This is a genomic window from Pantoea sp. Cr_R13, assembly GCF_029222565.1.
Taxonomy (GTDB): Bacteria; Pseudomonadota; Gammaproteobacteria; order Enterobacterales; family Enterobacteriaceae; genus Pantoea; species Pantoea eucalypti.
In genome coordinates this window covers 379,310-403,482 of record NZ_JARHXL010000013.1, presented here as the reverse complement: position 1 = coordinate 403,482, position 24,173 = coordinate 379,310, and the positions used below count along the sequence as shown (strand labels likewise).

General features: G+C 55.9%; 19 protein-coding genes and 1 tRNA gene. 10 read left to right on the top strand and 10 right to left on the bottom strand.

The genetic code is table 11. The annotated features are described in order from the left end of the window. The gene (locus P2R09_RS09510; RefSeq protein WP_275769059.1) at window positions 1-831 is read left to right on the top strand and encodes a glycosyltransferase family 8 protein; all 831 of its coding nucleotides are present in this window, start codon (window positions 1-3) and stop codon (window positions 829-831) included. A gap of 88 nt (window positions 832-919) precedes the next feature. On the opposite strand, the gene P2R09_RS09505 is transcribed toward P2R09_RS09510, so the two are convergent. Then, entirely contained in the window at window positions 920-2,041 is a 1,122-nt protein-coding gene (locus P2R09_RS09505; protein ID WP_008926030.1) for a Gfo/Idh/MocA family oxidoreductase, read from the bottom strand. A 332-nt stretch (window positions 2,042-2,373) separates the two neighbouring features. Here P2R09_RS09505 and P2R09_RS09500 point away from each other — a divergent pair. Then, window positions 2,374-2,449: transfer RNA gene (locus tag P2R09_RS09500), tRNA-Asn, on the top strand. 281 nt (window positions 2,450-2,730) lie between these two features. Here P2R09_RS09500 and P2R09_RS09495 read toward each other — a convergent pair. Together P2R09_RS09495 and P2R09_RS09490 are read right to left on the bottom strand one after the other, a co-directional pair. Beyond that, window positions 2,731-3,045 carry a CcdB family protein gene (locus P2R09_RS09495; RefSeq protein ID WP_008926031.1) on the bottom strand — a complete coding sequence of 105 codons (315 nt, stop codon included), beginning with the start codon at window positions 3,043-3,045 and terminating at the stop codon, window positions 2,731-2,733. A gap of 2 nt (window positions 3,046-3,047) precedes the next feature. Further along, window positions 3,048-3,284 carry a type II toxin-antitoxin system CcdA family antitoxin gene (locus P2R09_RS09490; RefSeq protein WP_008926032.1) on the bottom strand — a complete coding sequence of 79 codons (237 nt, stop codon included), beginning with the start codon at window positions 3,282-3,284 and terminating at the stop codon, window positions 3,048-3,050. A gap of 313 nt (window positions 3,285-3,597) precedes the next feature. Between P2R09_RS09490 and P2R09_RS09485 the strand changes: the two genes are divergently transcribed. The 4 genes from P2R09_RS09485 to P2R09_RS09470 are packed head-to-tail and all read left to right on the top strand — an operon-like array spanning window position 3,598 to window position 7,536. Further along, complete coding sequence (locus P2R09_RS09485; protein ID WP_275770664.1) at window positions 3,598-5,049, top strand: circularly permuted type 2 ATP-grasp protein; 1,452 nt, start codon at window positions 3,598-3,600, stop codon at window positions 5,047-5,049. Beyond that, window positions 5,043-5,984, top strand: a complete 942-nt coding sequence (locus P2R09_RS09480; RefSeq protein ID WP_275769056.1) for an alpha-E domain-containing protein — start codon at window positions 5,043-5,045, stop codon at window positions 5,982-5,984. Before P2R09_RS09485 ends, P2R09_RS09480 begins: the two co-directional genes overlap by 7 nt. Beyond that, window positions 5,984-6,778, top strand: coding sequence for a transglutaminase family protein (locus tag P2R09_RS09475; RefSeq protein WP_004571352.1), 795 nt, complete (start codon window positions 5,984-5,986; stop codon window positions 6,776-6,778). Before P2R09_RS09480 ends, P2R09_RS09475 begins: the two co-directional genes overlap by 1 nt. Window positions 6,779-6,804: 26 nt before the next feature. Then, window positions 6,805-7,536, top strand: coding sequence for a proteasome-type protease (locus P2R09_RS09470; RefSeq protein ID WP_008926035.1), 732 nt, complete (start codon window positions 6,805-6,807; stop codon window positions 7,534-7,536). Window positions 7,537-7,685: 149 nt separating this feature from the next. Here P2R09_RS09470 and katG read toward each other — a convergent pair whose 3' ends face one another. The 4 genes from katG to P2R09_RS09450 form a co-directional block, all read right to left on the bottom strand. Then, window positions 7,686-9,905 carry a catalase/peroxidase HPI gene (gene katG, locus P2R09_RS09465; protein WP_275769053.1) on the bottom strand — a complete coding sequence of 740 codons (2,220 nt, stop codon included), beginning with the start codon at window positions 9,903-9,905 and terminating at the stop codon, window positions 7,686-7,688. A 188-nt stretch (window positions 9,906-10,093) separates the two neighbouring features. Beyond that, window positions 10,094-13,189: an efflux RND transporter permease subunit gene (locus P2R09_RS09460; protein ID WP_275769051.1), complete on the bottom strand. Its 3,096-nt coding sequence runs from the start codon at window positions 13,187-13,189 to the stop codon at window positions 10,094-10,096. Next, window positions 13,186-14,283, bottom strand: a complete 1,098-nt coding sequence (locus P2R09_RS09455; RefSeq protein ID WP_008926038.1) for an efflux RND transporter periplasmic adaptor subunit — start codon at window positions 14,281-14,283, stop codon at window positions 13,186-13,188. Before P2R09_RS09455 ends, P2R09_RS09460 begins: the two co-directional genes overlap by 4 nt. 432 nt (window positions 14,284-14,715) lie before the next feature. Beyond that, window positions 14,716-15,738, bottom strand: coding sequence for an LLM class flavin-dependent oxidoreductase (locus P2R09_RS09450; protein WP_004571347.1), 1,023 nt, complete (start codon window positions 15,736-15,738; stop codon window positions 14,716-14,718). A gap of 294 nt (window positions 15,739-16,032) precedes the next feature. On the opposite strand from P2R09_RS09450, the gene P2R09_RS09445 reads away from it, so the two are divergent. The 3 genes from P2R09_RS09445 (at window position 16,033) to P2R09_RS09435 (ending at window position 19,091) form a co-directional block, all read left to right on the top strand. Further along, window positions 16,033-16,806 carry a PhnD/SsuA/transferrin family substrate-binding protein gene (locus tag P2R09_RS09445; protein ID WP_008926039.1) on the top strand — a complete coding sequence of 258 codons (774 nt, stop codon included), beginning with the start codon at window positions 16,033-16,035 and terminating at the stop codon, window positions 16,804-16,806. A 178-nt stretch (window positions 16,807-16,984) separates the two neighbouring features. Further along, the gene (locus tag P2R09_RS09440; RefSeq protein WP_008926040.1) at window positions 16,985-17,899 is read left to right on the top strand and encodes a ketopantoate reductase family protein; all 915 of its coding nucleotides are present in this window, start codon (window positions 16,985-16,987) and stop codon (window positions 17,897-17,899) included. Between the two features lie 130 nt (window positions 17,900-18,029). Further along, a complete protein-coding gene (locus P2R09_RS09435) occupies window positions 18,030-19,091 on the top strand; it encodes a LacI family DNA-binding transcriptional regulator (RefSeq protein WP_008926041.1) in 1,062 nt (353 codons plus the stop codon). A gap of 95 nt (window positions 19,092-19,186) precedes the next feature. On the opposite strand, the gene tmaR is transcribed toward P2R09_RS09435, so the two are convergent. From tmaR to dacD, 3 genes are all read right to left on the bottom strand, one after another. After that, a complete protein-coding gene (tmaR, locus tag P2R09_RS09430; protein WP_004571340.1) occupies window positions 19,187-19,513 on the bottom strand; it encodes a PTS system regulator TmaR in 327 nt (108 codons plus the stop codon). 160 nt (window positions 19,514-19,673) lie between these two features. After that, window positions 19,674-20,732, bottom strand: coding sequence for an FUSC family protein (locus P2R09_RS09425; RefSeq protein WP_008926042.1), 1,059 nt, complete (start codon window positions 20,730-20,732; stop codon window positions 19,674-19,676). Between the two features lie 252 nt (window positions 20,733-20,984). Further along, window positions 20,985-22,148 (bottom strand): serine-type D-Ala-D-Ala carboxypeptidase DacD, encoded by a 1,164-nt coding sequence (gene dacD, locus P2R09_RS09420; RefSeq protein WP_008926043.1) that lies wholly within the window; start codon window positions 22,146-22,148, stop codon window positions 20,985-20,987. A gap of 577 nt (window positions 22,149-22,725) precedes the next feature. Here dacD and sbcB point away from each other — a divergent pair. Next, entirely contained in the window at window positions 22,726-24,153 is a 1,428-nt protein-coding gene (gene sbcB, locus P2R09_RS09415; RefSeq protein WP_008926044.1) for an exodeoxyribonuclease I, read from the top strand. Window positions 24,154-24,173: the final 20 nt, after the last annotated feature.

Below are 24,173 nucleotides of genomic sequence, written 5' to 3'. Positions count from 1 at the left end.
ATGTTTGCCTGGGTAACGCTGTTAACACAACCCGATTATCTGGTGGGCGTGAAAGCGCTGCACCGTTCGCTGAAAGAGAGCCAGAGCCAGTGGCCGCTGGTGGTGATGACTACATCGGCGATTTCAGACGCTGACTGTCAGATTCTGCAAAATGAAGGCTGTGTGATTAAACCGGTCGATCCGCTCTATCCGCGTGACGATCTCGATCAGCATTACGCCTCGGCGCAGTTTGGTGAGGTCTGGACCAAGCTACGCGCCTGGCAGCTCACCGATTATCAGCGCGTGGTGTTCCTGGATGCGGATATGCTGGTCCTTAAAAACATGGATGAGCTGTTTACGCTGGATCTGGGTGACAACCCGCTGGCTGCCTGTCACGCCTGCCGCTGTAATCCCAACCAGATTGCCTCTTATCCGCCAGAATGGCAGCCAGAGCAGTGTCATTACACCTGGCAGGCACGCGGTGAGCAGGCCCCGGAGAGCGTCGACTATTATCTGAACGGCGGTTTTCTGGTGCTGAAGCCTGACAACGCAATGTTCGACGCACTGGAAAAACGTATTGCCGCCATTGATGATCTCAGCGCTTATCCTTTCTCTGAACAGGATCTGCTGAATGAAGTGTTCGCGGAACGCTGGAAACCGCTCCCTTATATCTACAATGCGTTAAAAACGCTGCCCTTCCAGCACCGTGGCCTCTGGCAGGATGATGAGGTGAAGAACCTGCACTATATTCTGGCGAAGCCGTGGAAACGCGATCTCAATCAGCCTGAGAGCCAGCGTGACCGGTTCTATGCGCTGGACAAGCTGTGGTGGGAAAAAAGCGGCTTGATCTGATTACGTCAGGGCGGTGAACCCAGGTTCCCGCCCTGCCCGACGGCATTCATTGCCGCAGCGGCAATTTCCTCTCACCTGTGACGCTGCATTACACCTCGATCCAGCGGCGCTGCTCTGCGGAGTGCGCAATCGCTTCCAGGACTTTCTGCACCTGCAATCCCTCTGCGAAATCGGGCCACATGCGATCACCCGCTGCGATACCGTTGATCAGATCGCGGATCTCCACCGTTTTTTGATCGTTAAATCCGATGCCGTGCCCGGCTGAAACACAGAAGTTCGCGTAATCAGGATGAGCTGGCCCGGTGAGAAGTGTTTTGAAACCCTGCCGTCCGGCGGGATCGTCATGCAGATAAAGCTCAAGCTCCGCCATGCGCTCCTGGGTATACCGCAGTGTGCCTTTGGTGCCGGTGACGACGTAGGTCAGCCCCATTTTTGCGCCACAGGCGATGCGTGAGGTTTCAATCACGCCGTGTGCGCCATTAGAGAAGCGCAGCAGCGCGCTGGCCTGATCTTCGTTTTCAACCGGTAACTGCCGGGCAGAGTCTTTGGGATCGGGACGTGAGGTGATCACTGTCATCATGTCACCGCTGACCTCTGCAATGTCACCGACCAGGTAGTGCGCCATATTGACGATGTGCGCCGCCAGATCGCCGAGCGCACCCAGACCGGCCAGCGCTTTCTGGCAGTGCCAGTCGAGCGGGGTTTCCGGTCTGGCGAGGTAATCTTCGTTGTGGGTGCCGTAGAAATGCACCACGTCACCAATTTCGCCATTGGCAATGATCTCTTTTGCCAGCTGGCTGGTGGGGTTTTTCATATAGTTGAAGCCGACCAGCGTTTTTACCCCTGCGGCTTCAGCCGCCGCGACCATCTCCTGCGCGTCCGCCACGCTCAGCGACAGCGGCTTTTCTGAATAGACATGTTTGCCGTGGCGTATCGCCTCCAGCGCCATCTCTTTATGCAGGAAGTTAGGCGCGCAGATATCCACCACATCAATCGCCGGATCGCTGACCAGCGCGCGCCAGTCGCCGGTTGAACGCGCAAAACCAAAGGTTGCTGCCTGTCGGGCCGCCAGTTCAGGATTCACTTCGGCCAGCATCTCCCGCACAATTTCGCCTTTGAGCGCGAAGACGGTGGGTGCCTGGGCGTAGGCAATGGCGTGGCAACGCCCGATATAGCCGCTGCCGATCATGCCGATTCTGACTTTGTTCATGTCAACTCCGTATATTCTGTTCAGGATTGAAATGAAATCTACGTTTCGTTTCTGTTGCTGACAAAGCGAGAATAGAGACTTTGTGACGGCCGTAAAAAACTATCCGCTTAAATCACGCGCAAAGCAGTCTGACAAGCGCTTTGCACCATCAGAACACCTCATAAACACCTCATTTTTGCGTGCCTCTTTTTCCGCATGAATGCTCCTTGCAGCACGTACTGTCACGGCATAACACGCGATAGTGGCGACTATTTCAGCAGTTGCGCGAATTTATGAAAAAGAGCTTTGACATGCTCCGGCGTGGCCGTTACTATGCGCCCCGTTCAAACGATTCCTCTGTAGTTCAGTCGGTAGAACGGCGGACTGTTAATCCGTATGTCACTGGTTCGAGTCCAGTCAGAGGAGCCAAATTAGAAAAGCCTGCTTAGGAAACTAAGCGGGCTTTTTGTTATTCATCACCTGGCCCTGCAATTAACCCATATGCCGACATAGCTTGCTCCATCTGTTTATCGCTGCGGCGAATGGCGTATTGCCCAACAAATAGAGATTAATTTCAGCAATAAAACCAGCCCCATTTCCCCTGACGTTAGAGCCATCAGCGGTATCCGCTATTCATCACGTGGAATAAAAATGAGCATGCCTGAGATTGTGCCATTGCCTGGACAGGCCACCAGCTTAAGTAAGAAACATTAAACTCCGTCAATCAGGAAATCTATTGCCGCCTTTACCTGAGTGCGGTACTGCGAAGCATCACAAAACACCGCACCTAAGGCATGGACAGGGATACTTGCCAGCTCGTGGGTCATTACAGCGTATTCTTTGCCATCCGTCAGCCTGACGACGGGGACAAGGCGATCCGGTCGGCGGCCTGCCGGATACTTTTCAATAGGGAGCAATGGGATCACTATCCGACGATTTAATTGCCCAATAATATCGCTCGTGACATCCAGCAACAGCGGGTAAACGACGCTTTTCCCGGTATTACCGTATACAGTGAATTGCATAATTAAAACGTCCTGTATTCATCGCTGAAACACCCCTGCTCATCATGAAAACGATTTAATGCTGCGAGAGCCTCTCTGTTTTCTTCCTGCCATTTTTTCGCTTCATGAGAGCGAAGCTCTGCATCCAGGGCAGCTGTCAGGGTAGCACTCAGATTAATGCCCGCTTCACGCGCTCTTACCAGTAAGGCACGTTCTACTGTCATGGTCACGCTCTGCGTGTTGCGTTGTTTCGCGGTCATGGTTTCTCTCCTAAATGAAACACGTGCGCATTACACGGGGAAATACACTTATCATAACACCAAAAACAGGCTCTGTTACCGTTGCAGTTCTGCAAACATCACTGGCAATTGCCTCATCAGCGACCATATTTAAAGTGAGCGCCCTGTTTTTGCCCTCTTTTCACACAACCTGAAAGCGAGCCGCACCCAAACAGGGCAGTTCATCCCCTTTTTCCCTGATTTTCAGCCTGTTTTGCACCCTGGCACACTTTATGCCTGATCGTCAGTGTTATTGAACGATTCAATTGCAGCCTGTCCTGTTTGTGAGGTGATGATGATCAAGATTGACCTTTCCGATTCACCCTTTTTTGATGAAATGTTGATGGCTGAAGGTAAACACCGCAGCCATTATCAGGACTACTGGCAGTGGTTACAGAAAGCCGATCAGCAGGCCGTCCAGCGCAAAAAAGAGGAAGCTGCGCTGTTGTTTCACCGGGTGGGGATTACCTTTAATGTTTATGGTGAAGACGATGGCGCGGAACGGCTGATCCCGTTCGACAGCGTGCCACGTATTATTCCGGCCATCGAATGGCAGATGCTTGAGCGCGGGATTCGTCAGCGGGTTCAGGCACTCAATGCGTTTCTGCATGATATTTATCACGACCAGAAGATCCTTAAAGCAGGGATCGTCCCCGCTGAACAGGTGCTGGCCAACGAGCAGTATCAGCCCTGCATGCAGGGTATCGACCTTCACCGTGATACTTACGCCCACATTGCCGGAACCGACATGGTGCGGGGAGGCGATGGCGAATATTACGTGCTGGAAGATAACCTTCGCACGCCCTCTGGTGTCTCTTACATGCTGGAAAACCGCAAAATGATGATGCGGTTATATCCCGAACTGTTTGCCGGGCAGCGTATCGCGCCGGTTTCCCGCTACCCTTCTCACTTACTGCAAACCCTGCGCGAAAGCACCACCGTCAACGATCCGACCGTTGTGGTACTGACACCTGGCCGCTTTAACAGCGCCTATTTCGAGCACAGCTTCCTCGCACAACAAATGGGTGTTGAATTGGTTGAAAGTGTCGATCTGTTCGTGAAAGACGGCGCGGTGTTCATGCGTACTACTGCAGGTCCCTGCAGAATTGACGTGATCTATCGGCGTATCGACGACGCCTTCCTCGACCCGCTGGCGTTTCGCGCCGATTCCATGCTCGGCGTTCCCGGCCTGCTGTCGGTCTACCGATCCGGTGGTGTGGTGCTGGCGAATGCGATAGGCACCGGCGTGGCAGATGATAAATCGATCTATCCGTACGTCCCGGAGATGATCCGTTACTACCTTGCTGAGGATCCCATTCTCAATAACGTGCCGACGTGGCAATGCCGCAAAGAGAGCGATCTCTCTTTCGTACTGGCAAACCTGGAAAAAATGGTGGTGAAAGAGGTTCATGGTGCAGGCGGTTACGGCATGCTGATTGGACCCAAGGCCAGCAAGGCGGAAATCGAACGCTTCCGCGAATTGTTGCGCACCCGCCCGGAAAATTACATCGCGCAGGAAACGCTGGCGCTTTCCACCTGCCCGACCTTTGTCGATAACGGGCTCGCACCGCGTCACATCGACCTGCGGCCCTTTGCGCTGACCGGCGCCGAAATTCGTCTGGTACCGGGTGGATTAACCCGTGTAGCACTGGAAGAAGGCTCACTGGTGGTGAATTCCTCTCAGGGCGGCGGAACTAAAGATACCTGGGTACTGGAAGAAAATGCGACGGAGGATGACGCATGCTAAGCAGAACAGCCAGCGAACTGTACTGGATGGCACGTTATCTGGAACGCGCCGAGACAATTGCACGCCTGCTGGACGTGACCAATAAGCTGTCGATGATGTCGATCCGTGATGTCCACGCACGCGATGAAAACAATGATTTGCTGGTCCCGCTGACCATGACCGGCACGCGGGAGCTGTTCGACGAGCACTATCCGCAGGCGTCGATGGGGAATCTGCTTAATTTCTTCGCACTGGACAGTTTCAACCACAGCAGCATTTTCAGTTGTCTGCAAATGGCCTGGAACAATGCGCATGCGGTGCGCGGCAGTCTTTCCTCTGAAGTCTGGGAAAGCATCAATGCCACGTGGATAGAGATGAAACTGATTCGCCGCCAGGGCGTCGGTTCTGCCGGTGCAGACGCGTTCTTTGACTGGGTCAAAGAGCGTTCACATCTGTTCCGTGGGGCGATGTTTGGCACCTTGCTGCGCAGTGATGCACAAAACTTCATCCGCCTCGGTACCCTGCTGGAACGCGCAGACAGCACCGCGCGCCTGCTGGATGCTAAAAATCAGCTGTTGAACGCCGATGAGGATCCGGTGCGTGAATACTACCGGATGGACACGCTATTGCGTGCAGTCAGCGCCCGCGAAGCGTTCCACACGCTTTATAAGCAACAAATCAGCCAGAGAGGTATCGCCGAGCTGTTGATACTGCGCCGCGAGCTACCGCGTTCTCTGCTTTCCTGCATCGAACTTATGGCCCAGGAGCTGGATGAGATCGGTGGCAGCGCGGGTAATCAGCCCCGTCGTCGCGTTCATACCCTTTACGCTCAGCTGCGCTTCACTGAAATGGACGAAATTGTTGAGATGGGTCTCAGTCCCTGGCTGATGCAGTTTCTGGATCAGACCAATGCCATCGCTGAGTGCATTCATCAAACCTATCTGGAGGCTCAATAATGAAACTGAATGTCACGCATCAGACGCACTACAGCTATGCGCAACAGGTTAAACACAGCACGCAATATCTTCGCCTTACGCCACAGGATTCCAGTCATCAGAAGATATTGTCGTGGGATCTGACCTTGCCGGAATACGCCACCCGCACGCTGGATGCTTATGGCAATATCCTGCATGTTCTGACACTCGACCAGCCCCATCAGGCCATTACCATTGTCGCCAACGGCGTGGTGGAGATTGAAGATAATACGGAAGACGATAATTGCGGGCATCTCTCACCACTGGTGTTTCTGCGCACCAGCCCGCTGACGCTGGCCGATGGCGCGATCCGCGATTTCGCCAGTCGTTACTACCGGCCGCAGGCACAGCATGAGAGTCTGTGCAATCTGATGGGCGAACTGCTGCTGAAAATGCCCTATAACCCCGGCAGCACCACGGTAAAAGACAGCGCTTCCCAGGCCTTTTCCGCCCAAACCGGCGTATGTCAGGACCACACGCATGTTTTCCTGGCCTGCTGCCGAAGCCTGGGTATCCCGGCGCGTTATGTCAGCGGTTATCTATACTCGGAAGACTCCGCACATGTGGCCATGCATGCCTGGGCGGAAGCCTGGCTGGATGACCGGTGGCAGAGCTTTGATGTCACCAATAACACCTGCCAACCGAATCAGCATTTGAAACTGGCTATCGGCATAGATTATCTTGATGCATGCCCGGTCCGCGGTATCCGGTTAGGTGGAGGAAGCGAAGACATGCGCACTGTTGCCGCCGTTGCCATGCTCGACGTTCCGCAATGATCCTGAATACCTGAGGAAGCCATTTTATGACTTACTGTGTGGCCATGCGCTTGTCCTCTGGCCTGGTGTTTGTTTCAGATTCACGCACCAATGCCGGAGTGGACCATATTTCCACCTTCCGTAAACTGCATGTTTTTCATCAAAGCGATGAACGCGTGCTGGTGATCCAGAGTGCCGGAAATCTGGCAACCACACAGAGCATTATCAGTCTGCTGCATCGTCGCTGCGCAGATGATGAGCGGGAAAACCTGCTGAACGTAACGTCCCTGTATGATGCCGCCAGTTTGCTGGGTGAAACGGTGCGTGAAGTCATTGCCCGGGACAGCGGCGCAAATCAGGGCGGCAATACAGATTTCAGCTGCAACCTGTTGCTCGGCGGACAGATTAACGGGGAAGGTCTGCGGCTGTTCCACATCTATCCGCAGGGGAACTTCATCGAAGCCACACACGACACGCCCTATTTCCAGATTGGTGAGAGTAAGTATGGTAAGCCGATTATCGATCGCGTACTGAACTACGACACCGCCCTGGATCAGGCGATGCAATGTGCGCTGATTTCGATGGACTCCACACTGCGCAGTAATCTTTCCGTGGGCCTGCCGCTGGATGTGATGACCTACCCCAAAGACAGCTTTAGTGCCGCGCAGCAGCACCGGATTACCGAAACGCACCCCTATTTCGACATGATCCGCAAAGGCTGGGGCGAAGGGCTGCTGAGCATTTTTGCGCAGTTGCCGCCGCTGAAACTGGACGAGTAATTATCTGCCACATCAGGTCTGAGGAAAAGGGATCGCCTCAGACCTGCCATCAAAAGCATAGCGCGCAAAAAAAAACTGCACCCTACTCAGTTGGATTACCAACTTTTGGGGTGCAGTCACTTGTCAGCGTTTTACCGCGTTAACACCAGTCAGATATCAAACCGATCCAGATTCATCACTTTGGTCCAGGCGGCCACAAAGTCTTTGACGAATTTTTCACGGGCATCACTGCTGGCATAGACTTCCGCCGAGGCACGTAACACCGCGTTAGAACCGAATACCAGGTCGGCGCGGGTGGCGGTGAAACGGGTTTCTCCATTAACACGATCACGTCCGGTAAAGTGCTCGTTGCTGCTATCAGTCGCTTTCCATTCGGTACGCATATCCAGCAGGTTTACGAAGAAATCTGTGTTCAGCGATCCCACATGGTGCGTGAAGATGCCATGCTGGCTGCCATCAAAGTTAGCACCCAGTGCACGCATCCCGCCCACCAGCACCGTTAACTCCGGCACAGTAAGCGTCAGCTGTTGCGCTTTATCGATCAGCAGACTTTCAGTGGTGGTTTTGCCAAAGCCAGTGCCGTAGTTACGGAAACCATCAGCACGGGGTTTCAGCAGATCGAACGACTCGATGTCGGTCTGATCCTGACGCGCATCAACGCGGCCCGGCGTGAACGGAACCTCAATCGCGACGCCAGCCGCTTTCGCCGCCTGCTCAACGCCCACAACACCCGCCAGCACGATCACATCTGCCAGTGAAGCCTTGTGTGCTTCGCGCTGGATCGCTTCCAGCGTCGGCAACACGCGTGCCGCGATGGCATTGACCTGCCATTCACGTTGCGGCAGCAGCGCCAGTCGGGCACCGTTGGCACCACCACGCTTGTCGCCACCACGGAAGGTGGATGCCGAGGCCCACGCAACTGACACCAGCTCGCTGACGCTGAGACCGGATGCTGCAATCTTCTCTTTCAGCTGGGCGATATCTGCCACGGTTGGATGATAAACCGGTGCAGGCAGCGGATCCTGCCAGATCAGATCTTCCTGTGGCACTTCCGGACCGATGTAACGCGCTTTTGGCCCCATATCACGGTGCGTCAGCTTAAACCAGGCACGGGCAAAGGCTTCATTGAACGCCTGCGGATCGTTGTGGAATCGACGCGAAATTTTTTCAAATTCCGGGTCAAAGCGCAGCGTCAGGTCAGTGACCAGCATGGTCGGTTTGTGTTTCTTCGTGGAATCAAACGCATCCGGGATGATTTCCGGTGCATCAGCCGCTTCAAACTGAATAGCGCCCGCCGGACTGCGCGTCTGGACCCACTCATATTTGAACAGGTTCTCGAAGAAGTAGTTGCTCCACTGGGTAGGCGTCTGAGACCAGATGACTTCCAGGCCAGAGGTAATCGCATCTGCACCGACACCCGTGCCGTGGCTGTTAACCCAGCCCAGGCCCTGCGCTTCAATGGGCGCGGTTTCGGGATCGACACCGACGTGGCTGGCGGGTGCGGCACCGTGGGTTTTACCCAGCGTATGACCACCTGCAATCAGCGCGACGATCTCTTCGTCGTTCATGCCCATGTTGCCGAAGGTGGCACGAATAGCCGGGGCCGCAGAAGCAGGATCACCGCTGTGTTCCGGACCTTCCGGGTTCACGTAGATCAGACCCATTTCAGTGGCGCCCAGTGGTGACTGCGCCAGAGATTCAGGATGACGGTGTTCCAGCCAGGCCGCTTCTTCGCCCCAGTTCACATCCATATCCGGTTCCCAGACATCGTCACGGCCGGCACCAAAGCCAAAGGTGCGGAACCCGGAGTTTTCCAGCGCAACGTTACCCGCCAGAATATAGAGGTCGGCCCAGGAGATTTTCTGACCATATTTCTGTTTGATTGGCCACAGTAAACGGCGCGCTTTATCCAGGCTGACGTTATCAGGCCAGGAGTTTAACGGGGCGAAACGTTGCTGACCACGGCCCGAACCACCGCGTCCGTCCACGGAGCGATAGGTTCCGGCGCTGTGCCAGGCCATGCGAATAAACAGACCGATATAGCTGCCCCAGTCAGCGGGCCACCAGGATTGTGATTCGGTGAGCAACCCTTTGATGTCAGCTTTCAGTGCAGAGTAATCTAATTTGGCAAATTCTTTACGGTAATCGAAGGATTGATCAAGCGGGTTCGAACGGGATGAGTGCTGGTTCAGCAGGTCAACCCGGAGTTGATTCGGCCACCAGTCACGGTTAGTTGTTCCGCCACCCGGCGCCTGATTTGACTGAGGTGGTTTGCCCGCGTGAAAAGGACATTTGCCCTCAGGCGCTTCGCGATCGGCTTCGACAATAGGCTTTGCATCTTTTGCATCTTCATCAACGGAATTGCTCATGGTCACACCTCTTTTTTGTATTTTCATCGCTACTCTATAGAGGATTTTCAGGATCGCACACCTGTCTCATCCTATATGTTTGATAGCTTTTACCTTTTTATGCACCTTCTTCAAAAGCTTAAGACAATGAACCGACGGCCGCCGCTGTGCTTAAAAAAAGCAGCGAAGCGGCAACCGCCACCCTGAGACTATTCCGACAGCGCCGGTTTCACAACTGCCGTTTTACTGTCTGGCAGACGAATACGGAACCAGATCGCATACATCGCGGGCAGGAAAACCAGCGTGATTAAGGTACCGCCCAGCGTGCCGCCAATCAGCGTGTAGGCCAGCGTTCCCCAGAACACCGAGTGGGTGAGTGGAATAAACGCCAGCACCGCTGCCATCGCCGTCAGTAACACGGGACGCGCACGCTGTACGGTCGCTTCTACCACCGCAGCAAAAGGTGCCAGCCCCTGCTGTTCGTTGTGGTGGATCTGCCCTATCAGGATCAGCGTGTTACGCATCAGGATGCCTGACAGGGCAATCAGCCCGACCAGCGCATTGATACCAAACGGCTGACCGAACAGCAGCAGCGTCGGCACAACACCTATCAGCCCGAGAGGTGCGGTGAGAAATACCATCACCATCGCCGACAGAGAACGCACCTGCAAAATGATGATTAAAAGTGTGATCGCAATCATGATCGGGAACAGCGGTGCCATCGCCTGTGTCGCTTTACCGGACTCCTCTATCGCACCGGCCAGTTCAATGCGGTAGCCCGCAGGCAGCGTTGCGATGATCGGTTGCAGGGTTTTATTCAGCGCCGTGGAGACATCCGGCGGCTGCAGGGAATCGGCGATATCACCCCGGACGGTAATAGTGGGCGTACGGTCGCGCCGCCTCAGCAGGGGATCTTCCATTTTCACCTGCACCTCACCAATCTGCGACAAGGGGATACGTTGCCCCGCCGCACCTGCCAGCGTGAAGTCAGCAATCTTAGCCGGATCGAGCCGGATATCTCCGGCAGCACGGCCCACGACCTGGACCGCGCGGATATCTTCCCGCACGGTGGTGACCGGCACGCCCGTCAACAGAAACTGCAACTGTCGGGCGACTTCACTGGAGGTCAGGCCCACGGCCTGCAGTCGGTTTTGATCCAGCGAGAAATGCAGTGTCGGCACGGGTGCGCCCCAGTCGGTGTTCACCGTCCTCATCATCGGGCTGGCACGCAGTACGGCTTCCACCTGATTAGCGATAACATGCAGGCGTACCGGGTCCGGCCCCATCACGCGCCACGCCACCGGATAAGGTGAATAAGGGCCAAATACCAGTTGCGTCACGCGAACCTGCGCTTCAGGCACCAGGCCGCGGGCGATTGCGGTGCGAAGCTGCGTTTTTAACGCCTCGCGTGCATCCTGACTGTCGGTCAGTATGACCAGCTTGGCAAAGGCGGGATCGGGCAGTTCGGGCGCCATCGCCAGGTAAAAACGCGGCGGCCCCTGACCAATGTAGGTGGTGACGATTTTTGCCTCACGCTGCTGTTTAAGCCAGGTCTCAATCTTTTTAGCCGCAGCCGCTGTCTGTTCAATGGCGCTGCCGTAGGGAAGCTGAACTTCAACCAGCACTTCAGGCCGATCTGAGGTCGGGAAAAACTGCTTTTTCACCAGCGTCATCCCGAGCACAGCGATAATAAACAGGGCAATGACCACGCCTGCTACCCAGCCTTTACGAGCAATCACGCTGGTCAGTAGCTGGCGAAAGCGATTGTAGTTACGGGTGTTGTAGATGGCTGCGTGACCGCCTTCCACCGTTTTAATGTCAGGCAGCAGCTTTACCCCGAGGTAAGGCGTAAATACCACGGCCACAATCCAGGAGGCGATCAGGGCGATGCCCACTATCCAGAACATATTGCTGGTGTATTCACCCGCCGTGGACTGTGCAAAACCATTGGGCATAAAGCCCACGGCGGTGACCAGGGTTCCGGCCAGCATCGGTGCCGCCGTATGACTCCAGGCATACGCAGACGCCTTGATGCGGTCGTAGCCCTCCTCCATCTTCACGACCATCATCTCAATGGCAATAATGGCATCATCCACCAGCAAGCCCAGCGCCAGAATCAACGATCCCAGCGTGATGCGGTCAAAGTTTTTGCCGGAGGCTTCCATCACCACAAATACTACCGCCAGGGTGAGCGGAACGGCCGCCGCCACCACTACTCCGACACGCCAGCCCATGCTGACGAAGCAGACCACCATCACCACCAGTAATGCCACGACGAACTTAATCATAAATTCATCGACCGCTGAGCGGATATTCACGGACTGATCGGTGACCTGAGTCAGTGACATCCCTAACGGCATCGCCTGATTAATGCTGACGGTTTCAGCAGCCAGAGCCTTGCCCAACGCCAGACCGTTCCAGCCATCACGCATCACAATACCGAGCAGCAATGCGGGTTCACCCTGATGACGAACCTTAAACGTGGCGGGATCTTCATATCCCCGCGTCACGGTAGCCACGTCTGCCAGCTTGAGGCTTCTCTCCTGCGCCACAATCGGTGTCTCACGAATTTTTTCCAGCTTATCAAAAGCGCCCTCCAGCCGGATAAAAACCTGCGGTCCCTGAGTATCGATCGAGCCCGCAGGCGTCAGGACATTCTGGTCGTTCAGTGCCGCAAAAATTTCCTGTGGGGTAATACCAAGTGTCGCCAGCCGATCGTGTGAAAACGAAACATAGATGCGCTCACTCTGCTCGCCGATGATATTGACCTTTTTCACACCCGGCAGATGCAGCAGTTGCTGACGCAGTGATTCCGCCTCACGCACCAGCAGGCGCTGCGGTTCCCCTTTTGCCTTCAGCGCCAGCAGCGCAAAGGTCACGTCAGAGAACTCGTCGTTGATCATCGGCCCGATGACCCCGGCGGGCAGATTTCTGCTCTCATCGCCCAGCTTCTTACGAGCCTGGTAAAACTCCTCCTGAACCTGGGAGGGCGGCGTTTTGTCCTGCAGGGAGAGCATGGTGAACGCCAGGCCAGGCCGCGTATAGGTTTCGCTGCGGTCATACCACCGCAGCTCCTGCAGCCGCTTCTCCAGCGGTTCGGCCACCTGATCCTGCATCTCCTGCGCCGTCGCACCTGGCCACGCGGAGATAATCGTCATCTGTTTTACGGTGAACGGCGGATCTTCTGCCCGGCCCAGTTCGAAAAATGACAGGATGCCCGCCACGGTAATCAGGATGATCAGAAACAGCGTGATGGCGCGTTCGCGCACGGCCAGTGCTGACAGATTAAAGCGTCCGTGGCTCATGGCTGGCTCCCTGTCATTGCTGCGTCATCAGATCGCACGCGCTCGCCCTGCTGCAACAGATGTGCCCCAAGAGCCACGATCCGATCGCCTGCATTGAGCTGCCCCGTCACAGTCGCCGCCTCGTCACTGATCGCGATCACTGTTACCGGCCGCCAGGTAACAGTGGCAGGCAGACCCGTAATATCCCAGACACCTGGACCTTTACCGGCATCATAGATCGCAGCCAGCGGCACCTTCAGCTGCGGTTGCACGGGTTTATTGGTTAACGAAATTGTGACGGTAGCACCCAGTGGCGCGCTGGCCAGTGCGCCCTCCAGCACATATCTCGCCTCATAGGTGCGCGTCATCGGATCGGCTGCATCCGCCAGTTGCCGAAGCCGGGCTGACACGGGCGCACTACCCGCACCATAGAGCGTTGCCTGCGCCTCGCTGCCCACTGCGGGACGAAGCGTCTCTGGCAACTGTACGCTCGCCTCACGCTGCCCGGCTCTGGCCAGTCTGACAACCGCCTCACCGGCGCTCACCACCTGGCCCGGCTCCGCCAGTGTTGCCATCACCACACCGTCGTCATCCGCCAGTAACAGCGCATATCCACTGGCATTAGTCGCCACGCTGGCCTGCGCCTGCGCGGCTTTCAGATCGGCCAGCGCGGTGGCCGCAGCGGCCCGAATCTGGTCATAGGCCGACACGGAAACCGCGCCGGTTGCCACCAGTGTGCGGTAACGCGCTTCATCGGCACGGGTCTGTCTGACGCGTGCCTGCGCAGCGGCAACACTCTGCTGTGCGGCCTGGGCCTGCAGTCGCAGATCGACCGGGTCAAGTCGCATCAGCGGCTGACCACGCTTCACACGCTGGCCGCTGTCCACCAGCCTTTCGAGGATTTTGCCCGATATCCGAAAACCGAGGTCGCTCTGAACCCGGGCAACCACGATGCCGCTGAATGCGCGACTGTCATCAGCAGCGCTGAGAACTTTCGTGACCCTGACCAGCGGCGGCTGGGTGCGCGGATCCTCTTTGGACGCGTTGTCCCGGCAGCCCACCAGCGCCAGTGGCAGCAGACAAACAACCAGGGTGGCGGGAATGAACCTGAGCATAGATGACCTTCAACAGTAAGCAGGAGAGTGCCGCCATTTTGTAATCATGTGACCAATGTTGTCAATGGTCACTAATTACGGAAAGGCATTATCCGTTGCGCCGACCTTTAAAGAGCAATGAGCAGCAAAGGCTTAAGCAGAAGATTTGCTGAAACGCTGACTAAGTGGATGCGGCTCCCTTCCGGCGCAGGCGTGACTAAAATAGGGAAAAGTCACCACTCCAGAAATCGCAGGTATTAACTAAGAGAGGGTGAGTGAGTGAGAAGTGCCCTGTCAGGTCGGGAGACCTGCCAGCGATAAACGCAGAGGGAAAAAGCTAAAGAATCAGAAAGTGATGACACGCACAGGCTGCAGAGATATTACAACGAACGCGCATCATTTGTGGGCAAGGTAAACCAGATAGCGCCCTGCTTATCCAGGGCGCTGGGTCACTTAACGCCAGCCGAGTTCCGGGGCGACATACTTCAGAATCGCCTCAATCACATGGGCGTTGTAGGCGACACCGAGCTGGTTAGGCACGGTGAGCAGCAGCGTATCCGCTTCGGCAATGGCTTCATCCTGTGCCAGCTGCTTAATGAGCACTTCAGGCTCTGCGGCGTAGCTGCGGCCAAAGATGGCTCGGGTTTTCTCATCCAGAAAACCGACCGAATCCTGGTCGTTACCACTGCGGCCGAAATAGGCGCGGTCCATATCATTCACCAGCGCAAAGATACTGCGGCTGACAGAGACGCGTGGCGCATGCTGATGCCCGGCTGCTTTCCAGGCCTCACGATAGGCGCGAATCTGTTTTGCCTGCTGAATGTGGAACGGCTCGCCCGTTTCATCATCTTTCAGGGTTGAGCTTTGCAGGTTCATGCCCATTTTTGCTGCCCACTCTGCGGTGGCATTGGAACCGGAGCCCCACCAGATACGGTCGCGCAACCCTTCAGAAAGCGGCTCAGGGCGCAGCAGGCCTGGCGGATTCGGGAACATCGGCTGCGGATTCGGCTTCGCAAAGCCTTCGCCGCGCAGCACCTCCAGGAACTCTTCGGTATGACGACGTCCCATATCCGCATCGCTTTCACCCGCTTTGGGTTCAAAGCCAAAGTAGCGCCAGCCATCAATGACCTGCTCCGGTGAACCGCGGCTCAGACCCAGTTGCAGACGACCATTGGAGATCAGGTCTGCTGAACTGGCGTCTTCCACCATGTAGAGTGGGTTTTCATAGCGCATGTCGATGACGCCGGTGCCAATCTCAATCTTTTTGGTGCGCGCGGCCACGGCAGCCAGCAGCGGAAACGGCGAGCTCAGCTGGCGGGCAAAATGGTGCACGCGGAAGTAAGCGCCATCTGCGCCCAGTTCTTCGGCGGCGACCGCCAGGTCGATCGACTGCAATAAGACATCCTGCGCGGTGCGGGTGGCAGACTGCGACGACGGCGTCCAGTGACCAAAAGATAAGAAGCCAATATTTTTCATCTGTAGTTCTCCTGACAGGCGTTAAACACCTGTGAGCATAAGGCGATATTCAATAGGGAAAGGTTACGCCCTCCGCGCCGCCACTGATAGTCAATATCTTTCAGCGCTATATTCAGGATTTTCGACATAGCCTGTAGCGTATCCACGTTACTTTTGACCAGCCTGACTTTCACTTTTTGGGTTTCTGCGGGTTTCTGCTGTCAGGCACTGGTACGCCCAATAGATTGCCGGGGCGCAGGTTGCTGCTGAATCTGAACTACCCTTGAGTGCATTACGCGCCACCGGAAAACACACATGAATACCCTGCTCGCTTTGCCGATGTATGCGATTCATCCGCCTGCTACACAGGCGCTGATGCAGGCGATGGTTACCCTGCTGGCGCAGCAGGGTATGGCCGCGCAACCGGTCTGGCCTGAGGATTTGCTGACACACTGGCAGAATGATCGGTTGCTGCTGAGCCAGACCTGCGGCTATCCGCTGGTCAGTCAGTTGCCTGCAGTGCAACTGGTCGGTGCATTTCACTATCGGGCACCGGGCTGCAACGGTTACGCATATCGTAGCTGGCTGGTGGCGCGGGACAAAGAGGCAACGCTCGCCGATTTTTACGGTCAGCGGGCCGTGGCAAACAGCCTGTACTCGCACTCCGGCTATAACACACTGCGGTTTGTCGCAGCGCTTCAGGGCGTGACGTTTTCGCAGCTGCTGCTGAGCGGCGGGCACCGTCAGTCGCTGGCGGCACTGCGTGATTCACAGGCGGATATCGCGGCGATCGACTGCGTCAGCTGGGCGCTGCTGGCACGTCATGCGCCTGAGGAATTGCGCGGCCTGCATATCATCGGAGAGTCGCCAGCCGCACCCGGATTACCGCTGATCACAGCAGCCTCAACGTCAGCGGCCCAGCTGGAGACGTTACGTACAATACTGCTTCAGCTGGTGAGCGACCCTGCGTTTCGCGCCGTCTGCGACGATAATCTGATCGGCGGATTCAGCCCGGTGCATCGGGACAATTATCAGGTCGTGGTGGCATGGGAGCAGCAGGCCGCCGCACTGGGCGTCACCCGGCTGTAACGTATCATGCTGGCTTAATCGTTTAACCGGAACAGAGGGAGACTCTGCGTTGCCGCCTCCCTGCCGCCGCTTTCCCGACCTGGCATTTTATGCTCCACAATGCGCTCTGACCTTGCTAAGACTGGTAAGCCCGGCTGCGGCGTTCTAAGGTAGAGGTTTTCAGTAAAGGGAGAGTGGGATGCGTATTCTGATGGCAGGTGCCGGGGCGACCGGTGGATATTTTGGCGCACGACTGATTCAGGCAGGTCAGGATGTCACGTTTCTGGTACGTGAACGGCGTTATCAGCAGCTTCAGACCCACGGTCTGGTATTACAGACGCCGCAGGGCACTGAAAAGTTTCAGACGCAGCTGACACAGGCCAGCACGCTGAAAAGCCACTATGACCTGATTATCGTGACGGTGAAGAGCTTTGCCCTTGAGCAGGTCATGGATGACATTGCGCCTGCGGTCGGCCCGGAAACCCTGATCATGCCGATTCTCAACGGAATGCGGCACATCGCAACACTACAACAGCGTTTCGGCGAAGATAAGGTGATTGGCGGCCTGTGTAAAATCAATGCCACGCTGGGTGACAAGGGTGAAGTGATCCAGATGACGCCGCTGCATCAGCTCTTATACGGTGCGCTGGACGGTAAAAACGACGCGCGGCTGCAGCGGGTTGATGCCGCACTGCGCGACTGTCAGGTTGATACCCTGTTCAGTGACAACATCATGGATGAACTGTGGGAAAAGTGGCTGCTACTGAGCACGCTGGGCGCGGTCTGCTGCCTGGCACGCGGCAATACCCAGCAAATTCTCACCTCGCGCGGCGGTGAAGCGCTGTTACAGGGAATTTTCACCGAGATTCTGTCCGTCATCTCTGCCGAAGGCTATCAGCCGCGCCCGGCGGTCACCGCCCGCATTTTTGAGCTGCTGAACAATCCGGCGACGCCCATGACCTCCTCTATGTATCGCGATCTCACCCAGGGCTTTGATATCGAAGCGGATCAGGTGATAGGCGATCTGCTGCTACGGGCGAAACGAAATGGCCTCGCGACGCCGCTGTTGAACGCAGTGGATGTGAATCTGCAGGTCTATCTGCAGCAGCGTTAACCAGGGCCGAGTGCACTGACCGGGTACGGCAATGGCCTCCGGCAGTGTGGCGGTGAAAGTGTGGTCAGCAGCAGCAGCAGCGCAGCAGGAAAATTTGCTACACTCGTCGCTTCATATTTTGGAGAGTTCAATGACTTCCCGCTCCGTGACCCTCGATGATGTCGCTCAACTGGCCGGCGTCTCATATCAAACCGTTTCACGTGTTTTAAATCGTTCTGAACAGGTGTCAGCCCGCACGCGGGAAAGGGTTGAGGTGGCAATGCAGCAGCTCAATTATGTGCCTAATCGCGTGGCGCAGCAGCTCGCGGGCAAGGCGACGCGCACGCTCGGCCTGGCTACCAGCGATCTGGCCCTGATGGCACCGGCGCAGATCGCCTCGGCGATTCAGCAGCGTGCTGCGAGGGCGGGATATCATCTGGTGATCGCGATGGACAGCGGTAACGATGCGGCCGCCACCGTGAATGAACTGCTGGCACAGCGGGTCGATGGGCTGCTGATCAATCTGCCGCTGGAGGCGGATGAGGCGCAGCAGATCCAGTTGCTGTGTGGCAGTAAACCGGTAATCTTTCTGGATGTTGAACCCAGGGCCGCGGTGGCGCAGTGTCAGTACCCGAATGAGTCCGGCGCGCGTGCTGCCGTTGAACATCTCGTGGCGCTGGGTCATCGCCAGATTGGCCTGCTAAATGGACCGCAGCGCTCGGTGTCAGCCCGTCAGCGTGAAAACGCATGGCGTCAGGCGCTGGCCGATCATCAGTTAACGCCGCACTGTTCACTGCGGGGCGACTGGAGCGCACAGTCCGGCTACCAGGCGCTGCTGGCGCAGTTGCCCGACGATCTGCCACAGGCGCTGCTGGTCGCGAACGATCAGATGGCGCTGGGTGCGATGCGGGCGCTGCATCAGTATGGCGTGGCGATTCCTGGTGAGATATCGGTGATTGGTTATGACGATACTGCCGAGAGCGCATGGTATCAGCCGCCGCTGACCACGGTGCGACAGGATTTACACTTTCTTGGCGCACAGAGCGTCGAGCGGATGCTGGCCCGGCTTCAGGGTGAAGAAGCTTCACACATCGCGCTGGAAACCACGCTGGTGATCCGCGAGACCACCGCCCCGCCCGCTGATAAGCAGGTCGATTTAGTGGCGCTGTCACAGCAGCTACAGGGGATTGCGCGAAGACTGGCGGGTAAATAAATCTGCGGTTATGCGGGCAATAAAAAACCCGCTCCACCAGAGTGGAAGCGGGTTCGCATGGGAGCTAAGTCGCATTAGCGCTCAGCTATATGCCCTTATGCTTTCGGGTGTTCGCCCACGCCCATCGCTTTGATCTTTTTAGACAGCTCGCGACGCTCTTTCGACAGGTCAGCGTTTTTGATGATGTACTCATCGACGCGATCTTCATAATCCACACGCATGCTGGCGATGATTTCCTGAATAGCCTCAACGCTCATGCCCGGTTTGATATATTCGCTCAGGTTGTCGAGCAGCAGAACGCGCTTCTGGTTGTCGCGAATTTTCTTCTCGTTGTCGACGATTTCACGCTGCAGTTTGTTTTTGCGGCGGAACATACGCACGAACTCCAGTACGTCCTGAAATGACTGCTTGGCATTTTCCATGATGGCACCTTTCTTTGAGCCTGCTGACGCAGGGAGAGAGTCAAAACGATCAGCTTAGCGGCTAGCCCGCCAGGTAAGCAATTTTCACAGCTAAATTCAGACTGGCTCTTATCTTAGCGCAAAGAAACCCGGTTTCACATTAAGTCATTGTCTGAGGTGATTATTTGCGCAGCGCCATTCGCATCAGATCGGTCATCCGCTCCAGCTGTTTCGCCAGTTCCAGCGTCAGCCAGACGTAGCCGTAGATGGGCGTCTCTTCCAGACCATCGCTGCCCGCGTCGGCGATCAGCCGCCGCAGTTCGCCGCTGATTTCGGTCAGCTCATGGCTGTTGGCAATCACCTCTTCCGTTTCTCCCTCAATCGCCATCACCGACAGCGCCCGCAGCGTGTTCTCGGTCATCTGCTGGGTGCGGCGAAGTGCGGGTGCGTTAAGCATAATCAGATGGCTTTCACGCGATGCCCACCAGGCATTAATCTGCATCTCAATGGTGTTAACCATATTACGGTTAATGGTCTGAATGGCTTCAAGCACCGACTTCGGGATACGCGTCTCTTTACTCGACGGCTCCAGCAGCGCACGCATCTTAATAACGCTGCTCAGCAATTTGCTCAGCGGCTTGTTGAGACGCGGCTTTTCAACCAGGTTGGGCGAGAAACCGGCGTGATAGATCTTCGCCATTTCCGCCAGCGCGTCAGAGAGCTGAATGCGCCAGTGGGTATACGCACGCTGCGCCCAGATTGCGGTAAACAGCAGCGCCATCAGCGATCCCAGAATCACATCACCGCCGCGCCACAGTGCCATGGTGAAATCGCCGGTTGGCGCACCCACCACCACACTCAGCGTAATCCCGATCAACAGCGCCATGTAGGGATGTTTGCCCAGCGTCAGGTAGCCGCTGATCACCATGATGATGCCGCACCAGGCCAGCATCACCGGCATTGAGATCAGTTCCAGCTTCAGGGCAATCAGACCGGAGATGGAGCCCGCCACCGTGCCGCTGATGCGTTGCAGCGCGCGCGGAAAGACATTTCCCCAGGTGGAGATTGGTCCCATCACCACCACCAGCGTAATCAGCGGCCAGGTGCCTTCAGGAATCCCGGTTGCCCGGACAAAGATGAAGCAGAGCAAAAAGGCGATGGCAATGCGCACGCCGTGAACGGAGCGGTAATGGCGATAAAACCAGAACTCCAGTTTTGATATGGGCTTATCAGGACGCAAGGTGGCTTTCCGGTTGCGGGAACATAATGTGGCTATCTTAACTCTGAACGCGGCTCAGGCTTAGCGCGGGCGGGATATTTCAAACAGTTTTGACGTTCGCTTACAATTATCAACATCCGTCTCACATACCTGCCCGGAAGTTAAAAACAACTGGCTACGGCTTTGTAACTTTTATCGACACACAGTCACAGGGCATCAATGTGAAAACGGGCAGCCCGCAGGCTACCCGTTTTAGTGCTGACAATCGGCTAATCAGAACTTCTGCTTCAGATAATCCGTCACGCGGGTAATGACTCCGGCCGGTTCAACCGCACTGAGCGCCACCAGCGGATAGTGGGCAATCTGCTGATCTTTATCGATCACCTGAATTTCACCCACCACTTCATTGGCTTTCAGCGGGGCTTCCAGATCTTTGCGATTAATGACGTACTTCGCCTTCACGTTCTGCACTTCACTGCGCGGCAGCGACAGATACACATCTTCTGCGGTTCCGACATCGACCTGATGAGGATTACCGTACCAGACATTTTCAGTGCCAATCTTCTTACCGGCGTGGAACAGCTGAACAGTATCAAAGGTGTTCTGGCCCCAGACCAGCAATTTACGCGCCTGCTCTTCACGGCCTTTTGAACTTTTACCCCCCATCACAACGGCGATGAGGCGATGCTTGCCCACCACATTCGAGGCAATGATGTTAAAGCCTGCCGTCTCAGTGTGACCGGTTTTCAGTCCATCAACGTGAAGATTATTGTCCCACAGCAGGCCATTACGGTTGTTTTGAGTAATGCCGTTCCAGGTCAGGGTTTTCTCACTGTACATGGCATAAAAGTCCGGCTCACCATCAATAATGGCGCGTGACAGTTTTGCCATATCAAGCGCACTGGAGAACTGACCGGGTGCATCCAGTCCATGCACTGTTTCAAAATGGGTATTCTGCAGACCCAGTTTTTCGACATAGTGGTTCATCATGCCGACAAAGTTTGCTTCGCTGCCCGCCACGTAATCCGCCAGCGCAACGCAGGCGTCGTTACCGGAATCGATGATGACGCCACGGCTTAAGTCCCGGACGCTCAGTTTATCGCCTGGCTTCAGGAACATCAGCGATGAGCCTTTAAACACCGGATTACCCGCTCCCCAGGCATCTTTACCCACCGTGACCATATCGTCGCGGCTGATTTTTTTCTGGTCGATGGCGCGATCCACCACGTAACCGGTCATCAGCTTGGTCAGGCTGGCGGGATTGCGGCGTTCATCGGGATTACCCGCCGTCAGGACCTGCCCGGTTGTGGCATCCATCAGCACCCAGGAAGCGGCATCAATCGCCGGAGGCGTCACAGGAAAGGGGATCGCATCAGCCTGTGCCAGCGAGGCCCAAAATAGAGTAGCGGTAACGGTGAACAGCAGACGCCTTTTCAACACTTCATCCTTAATTACACGGGAGAGAAAATTTCTAAAACGAAACGGAAACAGCCGCACGTTTTACGGCAAAAGCGTTGTGAAGGTTTGAATAAATTGAAAAAAAGTATGAACTGATGACGGGGTTTGACCTGTCAGGTGTCGGATTAACGCCAGTGATCCGCGTCATCCCACAGGTAAAGTGCAGATTTCATAGGGCGACCTGCACCGCGAGCGCCGGGCATGACGCAGTAAGAACAGGCGAAACAGCGTCCGGTCTGGGAGCGTGGCCAACGACACCAACAGGGTCTTATTCGTCTGGTGCTGCGGTTCTTGCTGCGGTGCAGCTAAAAAACAATGTGAAGCGGGCTAAACCCTTAACTTCTGGCATGCCGGATTATGGTTTACCATACAGGTAAAGCCCCATCGGCTGTATTGGGCCACTATAATGGCACGACACGGCTGAACCACAATCAGCACACCAGACACAACGAACATAATTCAGCCTGCTGTGCGCAGACAAATTCAGAGCGAACAGAGAGCCGTTTTCTCGCTTTCTGTTTATAAAGTCAGTGAACGCAATGAACGGATATGAAATTTGAATAACGACCGCGTACAGCCTACTTTCCTCTTCCACGATTATGAAACCTTCGGCACCAGCCCCTCTCGCGACCGGCCCGCCCAGTTTGCCGGCCTGCGCACCGACAGCGAGTTTAATCCGGTTGGCGAACCTGACGTGTTCTACTGCCGTCCGCCTGACGACTACCTGCCACAACCTGAAGCCGTGATGATTACCGGTATTACCCCACAGATTGCGATGAGTCGCGGCATGATCGAAGCAGAGTTTGCCGAGCGTATTCATACGCTGTTCACCACCGAACAAACCTGTGTGGTGGGCTACAACAACGTGCGTTTCGATGATGAAGTGACACGCAATATCTTCTATCGCAACTTTTACGACCCTTATGGCTGGGCCTGGCAAAACGGCAACTCACGCTGGGACCTCCTGGACGTGATGCGTGCCTGCTATGCATTACGCCCTGACGGGATCATCTGGCCGGAGAATGAAGAAGGCTTCCCCAGCTTCCGCCTGGAGCATCTGACCAAAGCCAATGGCGTGGCCCATGAAAATGCCCATGATGCGATGTCTGATGTTTACGCCACGCTGGCGATGGCGAAGCTGGTAAAAGAGAAGCAGCCAAAACTGTTTGAGTTTTTGTTTACTCATCGAAACAAAAACAAGCTGATGAACCTGATCGACATCCCGCAGATGAAGCCGCTGGTCCATGTCTCCGGCATGTTTGGTGCCGCGCGCGGTAACACCAGCTGGATCGTGCCGCTGGCCTGGCATCCCGATAACCGCAATGCGCTGATCGTCGTGGATCTGGCGGGTGACATGTCGCCGCTGTTGCAACTGGATGCCGACACGCTTCGTGAGCGTCTTTATACGCCGAAAAACGACCTTGGCGATCTGCCACCGGTGCCGGTAAAACTGGTGCACATTAACAAGTGTCCGGTGCTGGCCCCTGCCAGTACACTGCGCCCGGAAGATGCGGCCCGTCTGGGCATTGACCGTCAGCACTGTCTGGCAAATCTGGCACTGCTGCGTCAGCAGCCCGACGTGCGGGAAAAACTGGTCACGCTGTTTGCGGAAGCGGAGCCGTTTACGCCGTCAGACGATGTAGACACGCAACTTTATGATGGCTTCTTCAGTGATGCCGACCGCGCCGGGATGAATATCATTCGTCAGACCGCGCCCGCGAATCTGCCCGCGCTCGACCTGAGCTTTGAAAGTGCACGGGTGGCAAAACTGCTGTTCCGCTACCGGGCGCGTAACTTCCCCGGCACGCTGGATGATGCCGAGCAGCAACGCTGGTTGCAGCATCGCCGTGAAGTGCTGAATGCTGAGCGGGTACAGGCGTTTATGCAGGAGCTGGAGGGACTGGCCAATCTGCATGAAGCGGATGCAGAAAAGGTTGGGCAGCTGAAAGCGCTCTATCTTTATGCGCAGGAACTGGTTTCCTGACGTACTGAGACACTCAGACC

Bases quoted from the DNA above. Each gene is read 5' to 3' on its own strand.
- P2R09_RS09485 (WP_275770664.1), top strand. From the start codon at position 3,598: ATGATCAAGATTGACCTTTCCGATTCACCCTTTTTTGATGAAATGTTG.
- P2R09_RS09510 (WP_275769059.1), top strand. From the start codon at position 1: ATGTTTGCCTGGGTAACGCTGTTAACACAACCCGATTATCTGGTGGGC.
- tmaR (WP_004571340.1), bottom strand. From the start codon at position 19,513: ATGGAAAATGCCAAGCAGTCATTTCAGGACGTACTGGAGTTCGTGCGT.
- P2R09_RS09455 (WP_008926038.1), bottom strand. From the start codon at position 14,283: ATGCTCAGGTTCATTCCCGCCACCCTGGTTGTTTGTCTGCTGCCACTG.
- P2R09_RS09450 (WP_004571347.1), bottom strand. From the start codon at position 15,738: ATGAAAAATATTGGCTTCTTATCTTTTGGTCACTGGACGCCGTCGTCG.
- P2R09_RS09505 (WP_008926030.1), bottom strand. From the start codon at position 2,041: ATGAACAAAGTCAGAATCGGCATGATCGGCAGCGGCTATATCGGGCGT.
- P2R09_RS09440 (WP_008926040.1), top strand. From the start codon at position 16,985: ATGCGTATTCTGATGGCAGGTGCCGGGGCGACCGGTGGATATTTTGGC.
- P2R09_RS09435 (WP_008926041.1), top strand. From the start codon at position 18,030: ATGACTTCCCGCTCCGTGACCCTCGATGATGTCGCTCAACTGGCCGGC.
- P2R09_RS09460 (WP_275769051.1), bottom strand. From the start codon at position 13,189: ATGAGCCACGGACGCTTTAATCTGTCAGCACTGGCCGTGCGCGAACGC.
- P2R09_RS09490 (WP_008926032.1), bottom strand. From the start codon at position 3,284: ATGACCGCGAAACAACGCAACACGCAGAGCGTGACCATGACAGTAGAA.
- katG (WP_275769053.1), bottom strand. From the start codon at position 9,905: ATGAGCAATTCCGTTGATGAAGATGCAAAAGATGCAAAGCCTATTGTC.
- P2R09_RS09470 (WP_008926035.1), top strand. From the start codon at position 6,805: ATGACTTACTGTGTGGCCATGCGCTTGTCCTCTGGCCTGGTGTTTGTT.
- P2R09_RS09480 (WP_275769056.1), top strand. From the start codon at position 5,043: ATGCTAAGCAGAACAGCCAGCGAACTGTACTGGATGGCACGTTATCTG.
- P2R09_RS09495 (WP_008926031.1), bottom strand. From the start codon at position 3,045: ATGCAATTCACTGTATACGGTAATACCGGGAAAAGCGTCGTTTACCCG.
- P2R09_RS09445 (WP_008926039.1), top strand. From the start codon at position 16,033: ATGAATACCCTGCTCGCTTTGCCGATGTATGCGATTCATCCGCCTGCT.
- P2R09_RS09475 (WP_004571352.1), top strand. From the start codon at position 5,984: ATGAAACTGAATGTCACGCATCAGACGCACTACAGCTATGCGCAACAG.